This is a genomic window from Pseudomonas sp. PI1, from assembly GCF_000812405.1.
In the GTDB taxonomy this organism is placed as follows: domain Bacteria; phylum Pseudomonadota; class Gammaproteobacteria; order Pseudomonadales; family Pseudomonadaceae; genus Pseudomonas; species Pseudomonas citronellolis.
Genome location: NZ_JWMC01000038.1, coordinates 1 through 18,717 on the forward strand (window position 1 = coordinate 1; position 18,717 = coordinate 18,717).

General features: G+C 68.4%; 19 protein-coding genes. 9 read left to right on the forward strand and 10 right to left on the reverse strand.

The annotated features are described in order from the left end of the window. Nucleotides 1-156, forward strand: a 156-nt coding sequence (locus RN02_RS33735) for a methyl-accepting chemotaxis protein (protein ID WP_161796246.1), incomplete at its 5' end; no start/stop codon positions are given. Between the two features lie 603 nt (nucleotides 157-759). Here the strand turns inward: RN02_RS33735 and RN02_RS12925 are convergent. Both RN02_RS12925 and RN02_RS12930 read right to left on the reverse strand, forming a co-directional pair. Next, entirely contained in the window at nucleotides 760-1,464 is a 705-nt protein-coding gene (locus RN02_RS12925; RefSeq protein WP_043314870.1) for a glutathione binding-like protein, read from the reverse strand. Between the two features lie 96 nt (nucleotides 1,465-1,560). Further along, complete coding sequence (locus tag RN02_RS12930) at nucleotides 1,561-2,946, reverse strand: NAD-dependent succinate-semialdehyde dehydrogenase (RefSeq protein ID WP_043314871.1); 1,386 nt, start codon at nucleotides 2,944-2,946, stop codon at nucleotides 1,561-1,563. 158 nt (nucleotides 2,947-3,104) lie between these two features. Here RN02_RS12930 and ptrR point away from each other — a divergent pair, with 158 nt between their 5' ends. Continuing rightward, nucleotides 3,105-3,977: a putrescine utilization regulator PtrR gene (gene ptrR, locus RN02_RS12935; protein WP_009622223.1), complete on the forward strand. Its 873-nt coding sequence runs from the start codon at nucleotides 3,105-3,107 to the stop codon at nucleotides 3,975-3,977. Between the two features lie 256 nt (nucleotides 3,978-4,233). On the opposite strand, the gene RN02_RS12940 is transcribed toward ptrR, so the two are convergent. The 8 genes from RN02_RS12940 to RN02_RS12975 all read right to left on the reverse strand — a co-directional run bounded on the left by RN02_RS12940 (nucleotide 4,234) and on the right by RN02_RS12975 (nucleotide 12,678). Further along, on the reverse strand, nucleotides 4,234-5,763 hold the full coding sequence (locus RN02_RS12940) for a nucleobase:cation symporter-2 family protein (protein ID WP_052267729.1): 1,530 nt from the start codon (nucleotides 5,761-5,763) through the stop codon (nucleotides 4,234-4,236). Between the two features lie 412 nt (nucleotides 5,764-6,175). Then, on the reverse strand, nucleotides 6,176-7,123 hold the full coding sequence (locus RN02_RS12945) for a phospholipase D family protein (protein ID WP_043314872.1): 948 nt from the start codon (nucleotides 7,121-7,123) through the stop codon (nucleotides 6,176-6,178). Nucleotides 7,124-7,584: 461 nt separating this feature from the next. Next, a complete protein-coding gene (locus tag RN02_RS12950) occupies nucleotides 7,585-8,109 on the reverse strand; it encodes a hypothetical protein (protein WP_043314873.1) in 525 nt (174 codons plus the stop codon). A 5-nt stretch (nucleotides 8,110-8,114) separates the two neighbouring features. Then, nucleotides 8,115-8,636, reverse strand: a complete 522-nt coding sequence (locus RN02_RS12955) for a methylamine dehydrogenase light chain (protein WP_009622218.1) — start codon at nucleotides 8,634-8,636, stop codon at nucleotides 8,115-8,117. Between the two features lie 20 nt (nucleotides 8,637-8,656). Beyond that, nucleotides 8,657-9,295, reverse strand: a complete 639-nt coding sequence (mauD, locus tag RN02_RS12960; RefSeq protein WP_009622217.1) for a methylamine dehydrogenase accessory protein MauD — start codon at nucleotides 9,293-9,295, stop codon at nucleotides 8,657-8,659. 3 nt (nucleotides 9,296-9,298) lie between these two features. Then, nucleotides 9,299-9,838: a MauE/DoxX family redox-associated membrane protein gene (locus RN02_RS12965; protein ID WP_043314874.1), complete on the reverse strand. Its 540-nt coding sequence runs from the start codon at nucleotides 9,836-9,838 to the stop codon at nucleotides 9,299-9,301. Between the two features lie 13 nt (nucleotides 9,839-9,851). After that, nucleotides 9,852-11,000, reverse strand: a complete 1,149-nt coding sequence (locus tag RN02_RS12970) for an amine dehydrogenase large subunit (RefSeq protein ID WP_009622215.1) — start codon at nucleotides 10,998-11,000, stop codon at nucleotides 9,852-9,854. 187 nt (nucleotides 11,001-11,187) lie between these two features. After that, on the reverse strand, nucleotides 11,188-12,678 hold the full coding sequence (locus tag RN02_RS12975; RefSeq protein ID WP_043314875.1) for a sensor histidine kinase: 1,491 nt from the start codon (nucleotides 12,676-12,678) through the stop codon (nucleotides 11,188-11,190). Nucleotides 12,679-12,909: 231 nt separating this feature from the next. Between RN02_RS12975 and RN02_RS12980 the strand changes: the two genes are divergently transcribed. Genes RN02_RS12980 through RN02_RS13010 form a run of 7 tightly spaced genes read left to right on the forward strand, consistent with a single transcriptional unit; the run spans nucleotide 12,910 to nucleotide 18,661 of the window. Next, nucleotides 12,910-14,064, forward strand: a complete 1,155-nt coding sequence (locus RN02_RS12980) for an acyl-CoA dehydrogenase family protein (RefSeq protein WP_043314876.1) — start codon at nucleotides 12,910-12,912, stop codon at nucleotides 14,062-14,064. A gap of 22 nt (nucleotides 14,065-14,086) precedes the next feature. Next, on the forward strand, nucleotides 14,087-14,458 hold the full coding sequence (locus tag RN02_RS12985) for a hypothetical protein (protein WP_043314878.1): 372 nt from the start codon (nucleotides 14,087-14,089) through the stop codon (nucleotides 14,456-14,458). 3 nt (nucleotides 14,459-14,461) lie between these two features. Beyond that, nucleotides 14,462-14,968: a nuclear transport factor 2 family protein gene (locus RN02_RS12990; RefSeq protein ID WP_043314879.1), complete on the forward strand. Its 507-nt coding sequence runs from the start codon at nucleotides 14,462-14,464 to the stop codon at nucleotides 14,966-14,968. Then, nucleotides 14,965-16,122: an amidase gene (locus RN02_RS12995; protein WP_043314880.1), complete on the forward strand. Its 1,158-nt coding sequence runs from the start codon at nucleotides 14,965-14,967 to the stop codon at nucleotides 16,120-16,122. The genes RN02_RS12990 and RN02_RS12995 overlap by 4 nt, the downstream gene beginning before the upstream one ends. 10 nt (nucleotides 16,123-16,132) lie before the next feature. Next, complete coding sequence (locus tag RN02_RS13000; RefSeq protein WP_043272668.1) at nucleotides 16,133-17,416, forward strand: aromatic ring-hydroxylating oxygenase subunit alpha; 1,284 nt, start codon at nucleotides 16,133-16,135, stop codon at nucleotides 17,414-17,416. Beyond that, the gene (locus RN02_RS13005; protein ID WP_043272669.1) at nucleotides 17,413-17,910 is read left to right on the forward strand and encodes an aromatic-ring-hydroxylating dioxygenase subunit beta; all 498 of its coding nucleotides are present in this window, start codon (nucleotides 17,413-17,415) and stop codon (nucleotides 17,908-17,910) included. Before RN02_RS13000 ends, RN02_RS13005 begins: the two co-directional genes overlap by 4 nt. A 10-nt stretch (nucleotides 17,911-17,920) precedes the next feature. After that, nucleotides 17,921-18,661 carry an SDR family NAD(P)-dependent oxidoreductase gene (locus RN02_RS13010; protein WP_043272670.1) on the forward strand — a complete coding sequence of 247 codons (741 nt, stop codon included), beginning with the start codon at nucleotides 17,921-17,923 and terminating at the stop codon, nucleotides 18,659-18,661. The last annotated feature ends 56 nt before the right edge of the window (nucleotides 18,662-18,717 follow it).

Consider the following 18,717-nt stretch of genomic DNA (forward strand, 5'->3'; position numbering starts at 1 on the left):
AGCGCGGTGGCCGAGGAGATCAACCGCAACGTGGCGGGCATCCGCGACGTGACCGAATCGCTGTCCGGCCAGGCCCAGGAGTCGGCGCAGATCAGCCAGTCGCTGAACGACTTGGCGAATCACCAGCAGGGGCTGATGGGGCAGTTCCGAGTGTGAAGGGCGGGCTCCCATACACCCGTAGGATGGCGTTGAGCGAAGCGATGCCCATCGCCACAGCCGCATGGGTTTCGCAAGCTCAACCCATCCTACGAAGAGCGCCTAGGCGTAGGGACGTAGGGCGCATAACCGTTCGCGACTATCCGCCGCTGGCCGGAAACACCGATGCCCCGGTCCACCCCCCCGTAGGATGGCGTTGAGCGAAGCGATACCCATCGCCACGGCCGCATGGGTTTCGCAGGCTCAACCCATCCTACGAAGAGCGCCTCGGCGCAGGGACGTACATCGCATAACCGTTCGCGGTTATGCGCCGTTGGCCGGAACATCGATGCCTCGGTCCCACACACAACCCCCGTAGGATGGCGTTGAGCGAAGCGATACCCATCACCCCGCCCGCATGGGTTTCGCAAGCTCAACCCATCCTACGAAGAGCGCCTCGGCGCAGGGACGTAGGGCGCATAACCGTTCGCGGTTATGCGCCGTTGGCCGGAAACACCAATGCCCCGGTCCACACCCGTAGGATGGCGTTGAGCGAAGCGATACCCATCACTACGGCCGCATGGGTTTCGCAGGCTCAACCCATCCTACGAAAGCACCTCTGCGTCAGCCCTTGCTCACACTGGCCGCGGTCTGCCCGAAGAGGATCTTCTTGCCTTCCTCGGTCACCGACGGCCGCGACGAATACGCCTGGCCCTTCTCATAGGCGCGCACGGTCGCCGGCCGGGCGGCTATCCCCTCGAACCAGCGCTTGAGGTGGGGGAAATCGTCCAGGTCCTGCTGCTGGCGCTGCCACGGCACCACCCAGGGATAGCTGGCCATGTCGGCGATGCTGTAGTGCTCGCCGGCCAGGTAGGGCACTTTCGCCAGGCGCTTGTCCATCACGCCGTACAGGCGGTTGGTCTCGTTGATGTAGCGCTGCATGGCGTAGGGCAGCTTTTCCGGCGCGTACTGCACGAAGTGGTGGTTCTGCCCGGCCATCGGGCCCAGGCCCCCGACCTGCCAGAACAGCCATTCCAGCACCGTCTTGCGCCCGCGCACGTCGGCCGGCATGAACTGGCCGGTCTTTTCCGCGAGGTAGACGAGGATGGCGCCGGATTCGAACACGCTGATCGGCTCGCCGCCGTCCGCCGGGGCGCTGTCGATGATGGCGGGCATGCGGTTGTTCGGCGAGAAGGCGAGGAACTCCGGCTTGAACTGGTCGCCGGCGCTGATATCGACAGGGTGGATGCGGTAGTCGAGCCCCGCCTCTTCGAGGAACAGGGTGATCTTGTGGCCGTTGGGGGTGGGCCAGTAGTACAGCTCGATCATGGGACCTCCTGAAATGGCGACGCCCCGGCACCATGCCGGGGCGTGCAACGCCCGCGCCCAGGAGAGCGGCGCGGGCTAAAAGCCAAGGCTATAGCTTTACTTGCGGTCGATCCAGACGGTCTGCGGGTTGAGGAACTCGCGCAGGCCGAAGTGCGACAGCTCGCGGCCGAAACCGCTCTTCTTCACGCCGCCGATCGGCACGCGCGGGTCGGAGGCGGAGAAGCCGTTGATGAACACGCCGCCGCTGACCAGGCGCCGCGCCATGTGCTGGGCTTTGGCCTTGTCGGCGCTCCAGATGGCACCGGACAGGCCGAACTCGCTGTCGTTGGCCAGTTCCAGGGCGTGCTCGGCGTCGCGCGCGACGATGACCGAAGCCACCGGGCCGAAGATTTCCTTGGCGAAGGCGGTGTTGCCCGGCTTCACGTCGGCCAGCACGGTCGGCGCGTAGTAGTTGCCTTCGCCTTCCAGCTTGTGGCCGCCCAGCAGCAGGCTGGCGCCGTCGGCGATGGCCTGTTGCACCTGGCCGTGCAGCTCGTCGCGCAGGTCGAAGCGGGCCATGGGGCCGACGAAGGTGTCGTCCGCCAGCGGGTCGCCGATCTTCAGTGCCTTGACCGCGGCCAGCAGCTTCTCGGTGAAGGCCGGGGCGATGGATTCCTCGACGATCATGCGCTTGGCGGCGATGCACACCTGGCCGCAGTTGCCGAAGCGGCTGGCCACGGCGGCCTTCACGGCGGCGTCCAGGTCGGCGTCGGCCAGCACGATGAAGGCGTCGGAACCGCCCAGCTCCAGCACGCACTTCTTCAGCGCGGCGCCGGCCTGGGAGGCGATGGCCGCGCCGGCGCCCACGCTGCCGGTCACGGCGATGGAGGCGATGCGGTCGTCGGCGATGGCCTTGGAGACCAGCGGCGGCTCCACGTTCAGCACCTCGAACACGCCCTCGGGCAGGCCGGCCTGCAGCCAGGCATCGCGCAACTGGTAGGCGCAGCCCATGACGTTCGGCGCGTGCTTGAGCACGTAGGTGTTGCCGCCGAGGATGATGCTCACCGCGCCGCGCATGACCTGCCAGGTGGGGAAGTTCCACGGCATCACGGCCAGCACCGGGCCCAGCGGCAGGTAGGAGATGTACGCGCCTTCGATGCTGGTCTTCTCGTCTTCCAGCATGGCCGGGCCGTGTTCGGCGTACCAGTCGCAGAGGTTGGCGCACTTGTTGATCTCGCCGCGCGCCTGGGTGACCGGCATGCCCATTTCCTGGGCTTCCATGCGGGCCATGGGCTCGACGCTGGCGCGCAGCACCTCGGCCATCCTGCGCAGCACGGCGACGCGCTCGGCCACCGGGGTTTCGCGCCACTGGCGGAAGGCGGCGTCGCTGCGGGCCAGGGTGCTTTCCAGCTGGGCGGCGTCCTCGAAGGGGTAGCGGGCCAGTTCCTGGCCGGTGGCGGGGCTGCGCGAGATGGCAGCGGGGATGGCGGCGATCTGGTTCATGGAAGGTCCTTGCACGGCAGGTGGGGCTGGCCGCCGTCGGTCGGCGGCGTCGGTTGTCCGGCCGGCGCCACTGGCGCCGGCATGGGGAAGAAAGTAAGGTGGCGCTTCATTCATGACAAATGAATAATTCAGAAAGTATCATTCTCTCGGAGAGAAACGTGGACCTGACCCAACTGGAGTTCTTCCGCGCCGTCGCCCAGGACGGCAGCATCACCGCCGCCGCGGGCCGCCTGCACCGCGTGCCGTCGAACCTGACCACGCGCATCAAGCAGCTGGAAAGCGAGCTGGGCGCCGAGCTGTTCATCCGCGAGAAGTCGCGCCTGCGCCTGTCGCCCACCGGGCGCAGCTTCCTCGACTACGCCGAGCGTATCCTCGACCTGGTGGAAGAGGCGCGCCAGGTGGCCAGCGGCGCCGAACCCCACGGCAGCTTCTCCCTGGGTTCGATGGAAAGCACCGCGGCGGTGCGCATCCCCGAGCTGCTGGCGCGCTACCACCAGCGCTTCCCCAAGGTGCAGCTGGACCTCTCCACCGGCCCCTCGGGCGAGATGATCGACGGCGTGCTCTCCGGGCGTTTCATCGCCGCCTTCGCCGACGGCCCGGCCAACCACCCGCAGCTGGACGGCCGCCCGGTGTTCCAGGAGGAACTGGTGCTGATGAGCGCCCAGGGCCACCCGCCGGTGCGCGACGCCCGCGACGTGGCGGGGGAGACGGTGTTCGCCTTCCGCGACACCTGCTCCTACCGCAAGCGCCTGGAAGGCTGGTTCGCCGAGCAGCGTGTGGTGCCGGGCAAGATCATGGAGATGGAGTCCTACCACGGCATGCTGGCCTGCATCGCCGCCGGCGGCGGGGTGGCGATCATCCCCAAGGCGATGTTCGACAGCCTGGCCGGCGGGCGTAACGTGACCATCCACCACCTGGCCCCCAGCCACGCCGAAGCCACCACCTGGCTGTTCTGGCGCCGCGGCACCGACACCCCGGCATTGCGCGCCTTCATCGGCCTGCTGGAACCGGAGCAGCGGGAGGCGGCGTAGGGCGTACAACCGTTCGCGGTTGTACGCCGATACACCAATGCCCGCCCCGGGCGACGTGGTTGGGTCCGGAGCGCTCTGCGGCGGGGGCTTCGTTGCGGGGGCCGGCGTGAGCTTGGGGTGAGGTCAAACGGCGTATAACCGCGAACGGTTATACGCCCTACGGTGTTGTTAGGGATGACTCTGAACTCCCCGGCCCCTCAGGACAGCCCCCTCTCCCGCTTGCGGGAGAGGGTTGGGGAGAGGGCGCTCTTCGTCATCAATGCGCCGCAGCCTTCACCGTCCTTGGCGGCGCATGCTCGGCCTGTTCGTGCTCCTCGTCGATCACCGGCACCTCGTTGCCGTCCTTGTCGTGCAGCCTGCCGTTGAGGAAGTAGTCGCCCTCGTTCAGCGCGGCGATGTCGCGGTAGCGCAGGGTGCGTTCCTCGGCGGCGACGAACACCGACTGCTGGTCCGAGTTGCCGGTCTTGAAGTGGTTGAACAGCAGGTTCAGGGCGATGGCCATGATGGCCGAGGAGCTGATGCCGGAGTGGAAGATGGTTTCCACCCAGCCGGGGAAGTTGTGGTAGAAGTTCGGCGCCGCGATCGGCAGCATGCCGAAGCCCAGGGCGGTGGCGACTATCACCAGGTTCATGTTGTTGTGGTAGTCCACCTTCGACAGGGTGCGGATGCCGCTGGCCGCCACGGTGCCGAACAGCACCAGGCCGGCGCCGCCGAGCACCGCCGGGGGCACCGCGGCCACCACCCGGCCGACCACCGGCAGCAGGCCGAGGGTCACCAGGATCAGCCCGCCGGTGGCCACCACGTAGCGGCTCTTCACGCCGGTCACCGCCACCAGGCCGACGTTCTGGGCGAAGGCGCTCTGGGTGAAGGAACCGAAGATCGGCGCCAGGATGCTCGACAGCATGTCGGCGCGCAGGCCGTTGCCCAGACGCTTGGAGTCCACCTTGGTGCCGATGATCTCGCCCACGGCGAGGATGTCCGCCGAGGTTTCCACCAGGGTCACCAGGATCACGATGCACATGGAGATGATCGCCGCCAGGTGGAAGGTCGGCATGCCGAAGTGGAAGATTTCCGGCATGGCCAGCATCGGGCCTTCGGCGACCTTGGAGAAGTCGGCCATGCCCAGGGCGTAGGCGATGCCGGTGCCGATCACCATGGCCAGCAGGATCGACAGGCGCGAGATGGCGGCGCTGCCCAGCTTGCTCAGCAACAGCACGATGACCAGGGTCACCGCGGCCAGGCCGATGTTCGCCGTGCTGCCGAATTCCGCCGCCTTGGGGTTGCCGCCCATGGCCCAGCGCGCGGCCACCGGCATCAGCGTCAGGCCGATGGTGGTGATGACCACGCCGGTGACCAGCGGCGGGAAGAACTTGGTGATGCGCGAGAACACCGGGGTGATCAGCAGGCCGATGGCCGAGGCCGCCATTACCGCCCCCAGCACCGCGGGGATGCCGCCGCCTTGGTAGCCGGTGGTGAGAATGGCGAGCATGGTCGCCACCCCGGCGAAGGATACGCCCTGCACCAGCGGCAGCTGGCTGCCGAAGAAGGGCAGGCCGAGGGTCTGCAGCAGGGTGGCCAGGCCGCCGGCGAACAGCGACGCGGCGATCAGGGTGCCGATCTCGGCGGGCGACAGGCCGGCGGCCTGGCCGAGGATCAGCGGCACGGCGACGATGCCGCCATACATGGTCAGAACGTGTTGCAGGCCGTACGCCAGGTTGGCGCCGACACCGAGGTTCTCGTCTTCCGGGCGGGTGCTGGAAGACGCTACAGCTGAACGGTCATTCATGGCTGGAGGACTCGCTTGTTTTTGTTGTGCCGAGCACTGTAAACACGGCTGTTCCTGTTTGGCTACTACCTTGTATACAAAATCTCGTTCGACAATCTGAACTATCTGATTCGAAAGAGAAAATAATCTTTCGAGAAATGCGCAAGCGACCGCCTGCACGCCGTCCGGAGCGAAGCAAGAACCTGGCCAGGTCGTCAGGAATTTTGGATGCAGGGGTGTCTCTGGTCGGCACGGCCCGCGTGGCGCGAGGGCCGACCATCGCGGCGGCCATGGAGCGAGGTGGCCAGAGGGAAGAAGTGCACGGAAGTCGGGCGCCGCGGCCTCAAGATGGTGCCGTCCAGCGGGAGCGCAAATGAAAAACGCCGCGACGGGGAACCGTTCGCGGCGTTTTCGCAAGCTGCCGGGAGGGGCTTCAGATCATGAAGCGCAGGATGTCCGCCCGGTTCATCTCGGTGCGGCCTTCCTCGTACCAGCGCGGGATGACGTCCTTCAGGCCTTCCTTGGTGTCGTCCAGGTTGAATGGCGCCGGGTAGCGCTTCTTGCGGTAGGAATAAATGTAGTAGGTGCCGTCGCGGTAGAGGATGCGGTCGAAGGTGTAGAAGCCGATGTGCGAGCCGTTGCAGCGCGCGGTCAGCACCACGTCGCCTTCCTCGTAGGGCAGGGCGCCCTCGGCGCATTCGTAGGTGAAGAACTCGCGCACGTCGTCCCAGTCCACGCCGCTGCTGGCGCGCAGGAAGCCCTCGGCGGTGGTCTCGGAGTCCTCGGAGTGGTCGCTGTACCAGATGAACAGCGGGATGCTCTGGTTGGACTCCTCGCCCAGCCAGCTCTCGCCGTCCAGGTACTGCGCGGTGCGCGCCAGGCCCGCCTGCATGCGGCGGTGGTTCCGGCGGTAGGTTTCCAGGGCCTCGTCGAAGGCCTCGGTCTGGGTGCTGGGCAGCACGCCTTCGGTGGCCTTCAGCTGTTCGACGCGGGCCAGGTGCTGCTGGTAGAGCGCGGCGTCCTGGATGACCACGGCGTTGTCGCGGGACAGGCCGACGCCCAGTTCGGTGAAGTTGGCGCTGCCGAGGATGACCACGTCCGGCTCGATCAGGTAGAGCTTCCAGTGGATGCTCTTCTGGTAGCGGAAGTCGACGGACAGCGCCAGGTCGTCGCCGCCTTCGCCGATGCAGTACTCGATGAAGTCCGGCGAGGTGAAGGAGTTGATGGTCCCGACCACTATGTCCAGACGGTTGCCGTTGGCGCGCAGGCTTTCCACCAGGGGTTCGGTGCCGGCGGCGAAGGCGGTGACGACCGTGATCTTCTTGTCGCGCTGTTGGCCGAGGTAGCCCGCGAGGTCGTTCTGATTATTGAGGATCTGCATAGGTTCTCCAGCAGCATGGGTTCCGCAAAATGTAGGCATTGTCGCACGCCGGTGGGGAGGTTTCACGCTTGGTGCGTAAAGGCTTGCGGTAGAGCAGGGGGCTGGTTTTTTGTAGGAGCGAGCTTGCTCGCGAATGGAGTTCACTGGGAGTTGCGGGGCTGAGGTTGAGAGCGCCCTCTCCCTGAAGGGAGAGGGGACCGTTGGGCAGGGTTGGATGTCATGGAGTCAGCCGGCAAGCACGGTGGTTTCCAGCTGAAACCATTCCTTCTCTCGGCACGGACTGGCCCCCTCTCCCTTCAGGGAGAGGGCTGGGGAGAGGGTTCGGAGTCAACCGGAAACACCATGGCCGCCGGCGAGCACGGTTCGCGAGCAAAAACTAGGCGTCCCCCTCGCTCCTACGAAAAGCCAACCCCAAAAAAAGCCCGCCATAAGGCGGGCCGAAGCGGAACCAAAGGAGTCTTTCAGTCGCCCATGCCATCCTCGATGGCGATGCCCTGCTTGCGCATCTCGGCGATCAGCTGGGCGCGGGTTCCCGGCAGGTTGAGCATGGTTTCGTGGCGAATCCCCGCCACTTCCTCCGCGCTGTACGGCTGGTAGCTGGCCGGCATGCTGTTGCCGGCCATGCCGTCCTTGCGCAGCAGCCAGTTGAGCATGTCCGCCAGCTGCGCATCGTTGAGCGCCGACATCGACATGCCCGGCACCCGCACCAGGAACTGGCGGCCGCCCTCGACCTTGAGGAAGTTGCCGACGAAGCCGAGCATCCTCGGCACGTCGTTGGCCTTGGAGCCGGCGCCGTCGGACAGGTGGCAGCCCGCGCACTGCAACTGGTAGTTGGTGGCGTTGCTGTAGCCGGCCTCGGCGATCGGCGTCTGCGGCGCCTCGTTGCCCGGCGCGTGTTTCTGGTGCGGGTCGGGGATGCTGCGGGCCTGGGCCGCCGAGGCGGCCAGCAGGCACAGCAGCGCGAGGGTCGGCAGCGAGCGCTTCATCTGCCTTATACCGCGACGCCGCGGATGACCGAGACGGTGCAGTGGTAGATGTGCGACTTGGCCGCCAGGCACCAGTTCACGTCGTTGTTGTTGAACGGACGGTAGGCCGGTTCCTCGCTGTCGTTGCGGGTGCAGGCGCACTGGTTGCAGCTGTGCTTACCGCAGCAGTCGTTATAGGAAATGATGTAGTTCTTGCCGTCGGCCGGGTTGTGGCAGGTGCCCACCCAGGCCACCTGCGACACCTCGGTGCCCGGCGGGCAGCTGGACACGCTGCCGCCGCAGCAGGAGCAGAGGAAGCCGTCGATGGAGCAGTAGCGCCAGTAGTCGCAGCTGTTGGGGTCGCCCGGGTCGCCGGCCATCGGCTTGTCGGCGGCCAGGGCCTTGCCGGTGCGGTCGATGGGCAGCAGCACCGGCAGGGCGGCGCCGGCCACCAGCAGCGAACCCATGCGCGAGAGCAGCTTGCGCCGCGAAGTGGTATCGGCGATGCGACGGGAGGAGCGCTCGAAGAGCTGGTCGAGGAATTTCATCGGTTATCCCTTTTTATTGTTCAGTGGGCGCTGTGCGAGTGCGCGTGGCCGGGCTCGTGGCTGTGAACCTGAGGCTGCTGGGCCTGCAGGTACTGCTGCAGGGTGGCGCTGCCCAGGTGCTCGGCCTCGAACAGGCTGTCCAGGTGCTCGCGGGAGTTGACCAGGCCCTTGGCGCGGAGGATGCCGTTCCGGTCGATCAGCGCCGCGTAGGGTAGCTTGCCGATCTGGTAGGTCATGCCCACTTCCGGGCCGACCACGTAGGTGGCGCCTTCGAGCTTGTGCTCGGCGATCAGCGCCTGCTGCGCGGCCGGCTCGCCGTCGCTGACGAAGACCACGTCCAGGCGCTGCGCCTGTTCCTTGGCGATGGACTTGATCGCCGGCAGCAGCGACTTGCAGATCGGGCAGGTGGGCGAGAGGAAGAACAGCAGCTGGGCCTTCTCGCCGGCGTAGCCGAAGTTCACCGGGCGGCCGTGGCGGTCGGCGGCGGTGACCTGCGGAGCCGGCTCATTCACGGCGACGCCCTTGTCGACCATCAGCGCGCCGGCCGGGGCGATGCGCCCGTGCAGCACGCCGATCTGGCGCACCAGGCCCATGACGACGAATGCCAGTGCCAGCAGCAGGCACCAGAGCAGGATGTTGGAAACGATCATGGCTTCCATGGTTCACCTTCCAATGAGTTTGAGCAGACGGGGGCCGTTGGCCAGCAGGCCGTCGGCGGAGACGTAGAGGAGCAGGGCGACGGCGCTGGCGGCCAGCGTCACGAAGCCGTCGAACAGGCCCAGCTCGCGGGCCTGCGGCTGCAGGCTGGCGAGCAGGGCCAGGGCGATGAGCACGGCGTTGCGCGCCAGCAGCACCGGGCGCAGCGGCTGGGCCTGGTCGGGCCCGGCGCAGCCGCAGTCGATGTCGCGGCGGCCGCGCCACAGGTTGACGCCGATGGCCGCGGCGTACAGCGCCAGCAGCGCCGCGGCGGCCAGGGCCGCCAGCGAACGGCTGGCCGGCACCAGCAGGGCGAAGGCGACGGCGCCTTCCACCAGCGGCAACACGCGGGCGGCGGGCTTGAGCAGGGCCTGCGGCAGCAGTTGGTAATCTTCCAGTTGCCGCGCGAAGCGCCCCGGCGCGCGCCACTTGTGGCTGGCGGCGCTGGCCAGGATCACCGCCACCGAGACGGCGCCGGCGATCACGTAGATGGGATCGGCTTGCATGGTCGTGCCTCTGTCAGTGGGTCAGGACCTGGGTGGCGGTCTTGGCGATCTTTTCCACGGTACCGGTGTGCTTGCCGGCCTTCAGGTCGAAGATCTCCAGGCCGCCTTCGACGTTGGCGCCGTACAGCAGCGGGGCGTCGTCGCTGGTGGCGGTCATGCTCCAGACCGGGGCCGGGGCGCTGAGGGTGCCGATCTTCTTCTGCGTCTTCAGATCGTAGACCCAGATGTCGGTGCTCGGGTCTTCCCACTTCATCGGCTCGTGCTGGTCGTGCATCAGCACGTACAGGCGGTTCAGCTTCGGCGCCAGGGCCAGTTCCTGCCAGCCGCCCGGGGCCCAGCCGGCCTTGCGCTCGGCGTCGGTGACCAGCGACCAGCTCGGCAGCACCTTGGGCTGCTTGCCGGAAAAGTCGATGGCGTGGATGACGCCTTCGGTGGTGGTGAAGTAGTAGGTCTCGCCATCATTGATGGCGCGCTCCACCAGCTTCTCCTTGTTCGGGTCGAAGAACGGCGTGCGGCTGCGGGCGGTTTCCTTGCCGTCTTCGCCGAGGGTCACCAACTGCACGCTGCCGTCGCCGCACAGCGAGGCGAAGGCGCGCTTGCCCACCGGGTAGTTGAGCACGCAGCCGGGGATGGCGATCTCGGCGGTCACCGCCTTGGCCTGGGTGTCGACCACGGTCACCGAGGTGGACGGGGTGAAGTTGTAGACGTAGGCGAAGCGGTCGTCGCCGCTGACCGCCAGGCCGTAGCGCTGGGTCAGGGATTCGGAGCGCTTGCTGGGGATCACCACTTCCCAGGACGGCGACAGGGTGGAGGTGTCCCAGGCGGTCAGCACGTCGGTGCGGGTGCCGCGGGTGCCGCGCGAGTAGTACAGGTCGGCGGTGTACAGGGTGTGCTGGTCGTGGCTCAGGGTCGAAGGCGCGGCGAAGCCGGTGCTGACCATGCCGAGCATCTTCTTCTGCGCCGGGTCCACCACGGTCACGCGGCCGGTCACGAAGCTGTCGAACTCCACGTCGACGACGTAGGCGCGGTGCGGGTCCGGCGGGAACGGCAGGGTCGTCTGGCCGACGGTCTCCGGCGGCAGGTCGGCGAATGCGCCGCCGACGGCGGCCAGCGAGACGCCTAGCGCCAGCGTGGTACGAGCAAGGATCCTGGTTATTCGCATGGGGGGTGGCTCCCTCGATTTTATTGGATGGTCGGACCGCGGACCGGTGTGGGCAGAAGACTGCAGCCCTAGTCTGCCCGGCGTTGCCCGCTGCTGCCTTGTTCTGCGTGCCAAGCCCTTGTCTGTCCCTGACAGGGCTTGTGCCGGCGCGCCAGGGCAAGCATCGGCGGGGTTCGCGCGGCGCGCCCTACCGTTGGTCGGCGGGCCTCACGCAGGGCAGGGCGATGCAGAACATGGCGCCGTGGGGCTCGACGTTCTGCGCCCAGATGTCGCCGCGGTGGCGCGACACGATGTTGCGGCACAGCGCAAGGCCAATGCCGTTGCCGCTGACCTTGGAACTGAAGAAGCCGTCGAACAGCCGCTCCCGCGCGCCGGCGTCGATGCCGCGGCCGCGGTCCTCGACGCAGAGCAGGGCGCTGTCGCCCTCGCGGCGGGTGTGGATGCGCAGCCGGCGGCGCTCGGCGGGCAGCTCGGCCATCTCCTCGATGGCGTTGAAGGCCAGGTTGAGGATCACCTGGCCGATCAGCACCTTCTCGCAGCTCATCGGCAGCGCCTCGGCGCAGGGCGCCAGCTCCAGGCGCACGCCGGCCGGCTGGCCCTTGAGGTCGATGAAATAGCGGGCGTCGGCCAGCAGCTCGTTGAGGTCGACGCACTGCTCGGCCTGCTCCAGGCGCACCACGTACTCGCGCACGCTCTTGATGATCTCCGAGGCGTGCTCGATCTGCCGCACCGCGCTGTCCAGGCCCCAGGCCACGTTCGGTTCGACCGCGCCCTGCTGGCCGAGGCGGATCACCGAGCCCTCGATGAAGTTGCGCGTGGCCGCCAGCGGCTGGCTCAGCTCGTGGGCGATGGCCACGGCCATCTCGCCCATGGCGTTGTAGCGCGCCAGGTATTCCAGCTTCTGCTCGCTCTGCCGGCGGGCCTCCTCGGCGCGCACCTGCTCGCTGACGTCGCGGAACAGCAGCAGGTGGCCCTTGAGGTCGTCCTCGATCTCGATGTAGCGGCAGGTGGCGTGGTGCCAGCGCCAGTCGCCGTCGCAACGCCGCAGGTGGTAGCCGACGCTGTAGGGCTCGCGGCTGGGCGGCGTGCGCGAGAGGTGCTGGAGCAGGCGCTGGCGGGATTTCTCGTCGCAGGCGTCGAGGAAGTTGCGCCCCAGGTGGCGGCGGTCCGCGGCGCCCAGCAGGGCTAGGGCGGAATCGCTGATGAAGCGGATGTCGCCGTCGGGGCCGAGCACCGCCACGCCCTCGGCCAGGTCCTGCATGAAGGCCTTGAGGCGGCTCTCGGTGCGCTTCAGCTCGCGCTTGACCTTGTCTTCCTTGGAGATGTCGCGGAACTGCACCATCAGCACGTCGCGCTCGGCCAGGTGGACCAGGGTGGCGGTTGCCTCGGAAAGGATGTCCACGCCCTGCTTGGAGCGGTAGCACCACTCGATGGCGCGCTGCCCGGTGCGCGCCGCGCCCTCCAGCCAGCGCAGGCCGATGGAGCGGCGGTACTTGGGCGCCGGGTTGGTCATGTCCGGGGCCTTCAGCGGCACCAGTTCCTCCAGGCTGAAGCCCAGGGCCTGCAGCGCGGCGCTGTTGGCCCAGAGGATCTCCTTGGTCTGCGCGTCGTGCAGCAGGATGCACAGCGGCATGGCCTCGATGAGCGCGTGGAAGTCGGTTTCGGCAGGCTGGAACATGGCGGGCAACTCTTGGCGATGCGCGTTCCCGGACGCGGGGCACGGCTTTTATAGCGCGCAGCCTAGCGCGTCGGCGCTAGGAAACAACCCGGCGGGCACTAGGGGATTCCTTTAGCGCGCGGGCGGCACGCCCCAATAGAGGCCCGCTCGGCACGCTCCCTACACTGGGCCCCATCGACGGCCGCCGGCTCCCACCGGACGGCCGGCCCACAAGAACACAGGGAGACGCCCATGCCGCGTTCAGCCGCCGCCGCCACAGATTCGCCCCTCGCCAGCCGTGCCAGCCTGTTCGAGCAGGTGCTCGACGAGGTCCGCCAGCGCCGCGACGAGTTCGATGCCCGCTCCCACGTGCCGCGCGACATGATCGAGCGCTTCATCGAGGCCGGCATCTACCGCTCCGCCACCCCGCGCTGCTTCGGCGGCGACGCGCTGCCGCCGGCCGAGTTCCTGCGCCTGGTCGAGCGCATCGCCGAGGCCGACGGCTCCGCCGGCTGGGTGGCCAGCTTCGGCAGCGCCAGCACCTACCTCACCGCGCTGCCGCGCGAGACCCTGGCCGAACTGTATGCCGACGGCCCGGACCTGGTGTTCGCCGGCGGCCTGTTCCCCATCCAGCCGGCCGAGCAGGTGGAAGGCGGCTGGCGCGTCAGCGGCACCTGGAAGTTCGCCAGCGGCTGCAAGGGCGCCGACGTGCTCGGCGTCGGCATCGGCCTCGGCGGCCCCGGCGGCAAGCCGCGCACCGCGCTGCTGCGGGCCCGCGACGTGGAGATCGTCGAGAACTGGGACGTGGTCGGCCTGAAGGGCACCGGCAGCCACGACCTGCGCCTGGACAAGGTCTTCGTGCCCGACGCCTGGACCTTCATCCGCGGCGGCCAGAGCAGCATCGACGAGCCGCTGTACCGCTACCCGACCATCGCCTACGCCGCCCAGGTGCTGGCGGTGGTCAACCTCGGCCTGGCCCGCGCCGCCCTCGACGAGATCGCCCGCATGGCCTCGGGCAGCGGCGTGACCGGCGCGCCCAGACTGGCCGACCGCGCCTACGTGCGCATCGAGCTGGGCAAGGCCGAGGCGCAGCTGCACGCCGCGCGCGGCTTCTTCTACGACGCCACCGGGCAGGTCTGGGAATCCATCCTCGCCGGCAATGCCGTGACGCCCGAGCAGGTCAGCCTGCTGCGCCTGTCCGCCGTGCACGTGTCCCGCGCCGGCGCCGAGGTGGTGCAGCGCGCCTACGCCCTGGCCGGCACCACCGCCATCTACCTGCGCCACCCGCTGCAGCGCTACCTGCGCGACGCCATGGTGGTGACCCAGCACGCCTTCCTCAGCGACGGCATGTACGACGGCGCAGGCTCCGTGCTGCTCGATGTGCCGCCGTTCCCCGGCTACCTCTGATCGACCACAAGGACAACAAACCATGACCCGACCCACCGCCGAACCCATGCGCGTGCTGTTCTGCATCGGCATCACGCAGAACTTCTTCGACCTGCCCACCGGCGAAGGCATCAGCGTCTGGAAGGGCTTCAGCCAGATGCTGGGCGAACTGGGCGCGCTGCCCGGCATGAACGTGCTCGGCGTGCTCGACGACGACCGCCTGATGGTCGGCGCCTCCAACACCGCGCCCTGGACCGTCTACATCATGGCCGACGTCGACTGCCACCAGACCGTGGTCGACGCCTGCAACCTGTTCCGCACCGTGCAGGTCGGCCCGTACAGCCTGTGGAAGTACGCCCGGATCGAGGCCCGCGTCGGCCGCCCGCTGAGCATCCCCGAAGCGGCGCGGAGCTGAGCCATGGGCCAGGCCCTGGAGCAGTTGCAAGCGCGCTTGGAGCGCCTGGAGGGCGAGGCCGCGGTGCGCCGCCTGATGGCCCGCTACATGGACCTCTGCGACGTCCCGCGCGACAGCCTCGCATTGCAAACCGAGCTGGCCGGGCTGTTCGCCGAGGACGCCGTCTGGGAAGGCCTGGGCGCCCGCGCCGAGCAGAGCTTCGGCCGCCATGAAGGGCGCGCGGCGGTGGCGGCGTTCGTCGCCGGCTACCTGCCGCCGGCCGAGCACTTCGCGCTCAACCTGCACTTCCTCGGCAGCGAGTCGATCGAGGTCGGGGAGGGCGGCGACACCGCGCGCGGCCAGTGGCTGATGCAGCAGCTGTCGACCTATGTCGACGGCCGCAGCGAACTGTTCGGCACCCGCCTGAACCTGGACTTCCGCCGTGTCGGCGAGGCCTGGCAGATCACCCATTTCCGTACCCGGCGGCTGCTGGCCATGCCGCTGGGCGCACTCGCGGAGGGCGAGGCATGAGCATCTTCGTCAGCGAATTCGTCATTGAATTAGAACCTGGCGGCGCCGGCAAGCGCGTCGCCGTCAAGGACACCATCGACATCGCCGGCCATCCGACGCGTTGCGGCAGCCGCGCCTTGGCCGACAACGCGCCCGCGCAACACCACGCCGAAGTGGTGCAGCGGGTGCTGGACGCCGGCTGGCGCATCGTCGGCAAGACCAGCCTGCACGAGCTGGCCTTCGGCGTCACCGGCATCAACGACTGGAGCGGCACGCCGCGCAATCCGCAGGCGCCGGAGCGCGTGCCCGGCGGCTCGTCCAGCGGCTCCGCCGCGGCGGTCGGCGCGGGCCTGGCGGATATCGCCCTGGGCACCGACACCGGCGGCTCGGTGCGGGTGCCGGCGGCCTGCTGCGGCGTGGCCGGGCTCAAGCCGAGCTTCGGCCGCGTCAGCCGCGTGGGCGTACACCCGGAACACAGCAGCCTGGATTGCGTCGGCCCGTTCGCCGCGAACATGGCCGACCTCGTCGCCGCCATGCAGGTGATCTGCCCCGGCTTCGGCGCCGTGAACCCGCCCGGCGCCAATGCCCGCGTGGCCTTCCTCGAAGTGCCCGCCGACCCGCACATCCAGGCCTGCCTGGGCGCCGCCGCCGACCGCGCCGGCTGGCGCCGGGCGAGCCTCTACCTGGGCGAGTTCGAGGCGGCCTTCGAGGCTGGCCTGGTGGTCATCAACCACGAGAACTGGGCGGCGCTGGGGCAATTCACCGGCAAGGGCCTGCTGGGTGCCGACGTCGAGCAGCGCCTGCTCGCCGCCGGGCGCACCAGTGCCGCGCAGCTGGCCGAGGCCGAAGGCGTGCGCGCGAGCTTCACCCGCGCCATCGATTCCGCCCTGGACGATTACGAAATCCTGCTGCTGCCGACCCTGGCCAGCCTGCCGCCGCTGCTCAGCGACGCGCGCAGCGGCAAGAGCGTGGCCGCGCTGACCTCCCTGGTCCGCCCCTTCAACCTCAGCGGCCACCCGGCGCTGAGCGTGCCGGTGGAGCTGGAGCACGGCGGCCTCAAGGTCGGCCTGCAGATCGTCGGTCGCAAGGGCGACGACGAACGCGTCTGCGCCTTCGGCGCGCAGCTGGAACAGGCACTGGCCGCCGAGCGGCCGACGAACAAGAAAATGGCATGAGGAGACACCCATGAGCGCCCCCGAGTACCGGCTGATCGCCAAGACGGGCAGCCCCGAGCAACTGGTCCAGAGCGACCGCGTCGACGTTTCGCTGTACCACGACCCGGCGTTGTTCGAGGCCGAGCTGGAGAAAATCTTCTACCGCACCTGGGTGTGGGTCGCCCACGACAGCGAAGTGCGCAACCCCGGTGACTTCAAGACCACGATGATCGGCCGCCGCCCGGTGATAGTGGTGCGCGACAAGAAGGGCCAGGTCAACGTCCTGGAAAACCGCTGCCGCCACCGCGGCGCCACCGTCTGCGAGAAGCACAAGGGCAACGCCACCGGCTTCACCTGCCCGTACCACAGCTGGTCCTACGGCCTGGACGGCAAGCTGCGCGCGCTGCCGTACCCGGACGGCTACGAGGACATCCTCGACAAGGCCGAGCTGCCGCTGACCAGCCTGCGGGTGGAAAGCTACGCCGGCATGATCTTCGCCAGCTACGACGCCGACATCGAGCCGCTGGAGGACTTCCTCGGCGGGGCGAAGCACTGGATGGACCTGTTCATGAAGCAGGGCGCCGGCTTCCCGATCAAGGTCCAGGGTGAACACAAGTTCACCTTCAAGGGCAACTGGAAGATCCAGCTGGAGAACACCACCGACGGCTACCACTTCCCCATCGTGCACAAGTCGTGGATGTCCTCGGTGGACGACGAGACCAGCGAGATGCTCTCGTTCATGACCGACCCGCAGGCGGTGACCCACGCCCTGGGCAACGGCCACAGCGTGATGGTGATGGTGCCCGAGCACGTCGACCTCGACCACGACGACGGCACCGAGCAGCTGCAGGAGCGCTTCGCCCACGTCACCGAGGAACTGTCCAGGACCATGGAGCCTGCACAGGTGCGCCGCATCGTCCGCTCGCTGCACGGCGCCGGCTTCAACCTCAACCTGTTCCCCAACGTGGCCATGTCCATGTCGTTCTTCCGCGTGCTGCGCCCGGTCTCGGTCACCGAGACGGAAATCCGCCACGTGGCGCTGGGCATGGACGGCGGCCCTGAGATCGCCAACCGCGAGCGCCTGCGCATCCACGAGCACTTCCAGGGCCCGTTCGGCTTCGGCAGCCCGGACGACGCCGAGGCCTGGGACCGCGTGCAGCGCGGCTCCTACGCCGGCCCCGAGGCGCCGATCCTGGTCAACCGCGGGCTGAACCGCGAAGTCGTGGCCGAGAACGGCGACAAGGTTTCCCACGCCACCGACGAAGGCGGCATGCGCGAGGCCTACCAAATGTGGAAGAGGATGATGAGCCAATGAGCAACGACACCCTGAACGGCTTCTCCGGCCCGCTGGCCAAGGCCATCGAATTCATCTGGCGCGAGGCCGAACTGCTCGACCGCAAGGACTACGCGCAGTGGAGCGGCCTGTGGAGCGAGGAGGGCATCTACGTGGTGCCCATCGACGCCGAGGGCGACGACTTCGCCGCCAGCCTCAACTACGCCTTCGACGACGCGCGCATGCGCGCCCTGCGCATCGAGCGCCTGAGCGCCGGCTTCTCGCCCTCGGCGGTGGATTCGGCGAAGACCGTGCGCACGGTGTCGCGCTTCCGCCTGGTGGAGGCCGCCGGCGATCTCGTCGAAGTGCATTCGGCGCAGATCCTCTACGCCTACAAGCGCGGCGTGCACACGCCCTTCGTCGCCGACCTGGAGCACCGCATCCGCTTCGCCGCCGAAGGCCCGCGCCTGGAGCGCAAGGTGGTGCGCCTGATCAACGCCCAGGACGCCCTGGGCGCCATCGGCTTCCTGCTCTGAGGATGCAGCCATGACCCGTACCGCACTCGTCACCGGGGCCTCGCGCGGCCTCGGCGAATGCATCGCCCGGCGCCTGCACGGCGCCGGCTACCGCGTGGCCCTGGCCGACGTGCGCCTGGGCGACGCCCAGCGCCTGGCCGATGAACTCGACCCCAGCGGCGCCAGCGTGCTAGCGGTGGAGCTGGACGTGCGCGAGAAGGCCGACTTCGAACGCGCCCGCGACCTGCTGCAGGCCAAGTGGGGCGGCTGCGACATCTTGGTGAACAACGCCGGGGTGTCCAAGGTCGCCGCGCTGATGGACATCACCCCGGAAGAGTTCGATGACTCGTTGGCGGTGAACCTGCGCGGCACCTTCGTCGCCTGCCAGGTGTTCGGCGCGCACTTCGCCAGCCGTGGCTTCGGCCGCATCGTCAACATCGCCTCCCTGGCCGGGCAGAACGGCGGCACCGCCACCGGCGGCCACTACGCCGCGGCCAAGGGCGGCGTGGCGACGCTGACCAAGGTTTTCGCCCGCGAACTGGCGCCGGCCGGCGTCACCGTCAACAGCATCTCCCCGGGCCCGCTGGACCTGCCGGTGGTGCGCGAGACGGTGGCCCCGGAGCGCCTGGAGCAGATCCTCAAGACCATCCCGGTGGGCCGCCTGGGCGACCCGGACTACGTGGCCGACAGCGTGCTGCTGCTGGTCGCGGACAACGCCAGTTCGGTGACCGGCGCCTGCTGGGACATCAACGGCGGCCTGTTCATGCGCTGAGGTTTACGCAGGACTCCCAGCACACACCGTACAACCCCCTCTCCCTTCAGGGCGGG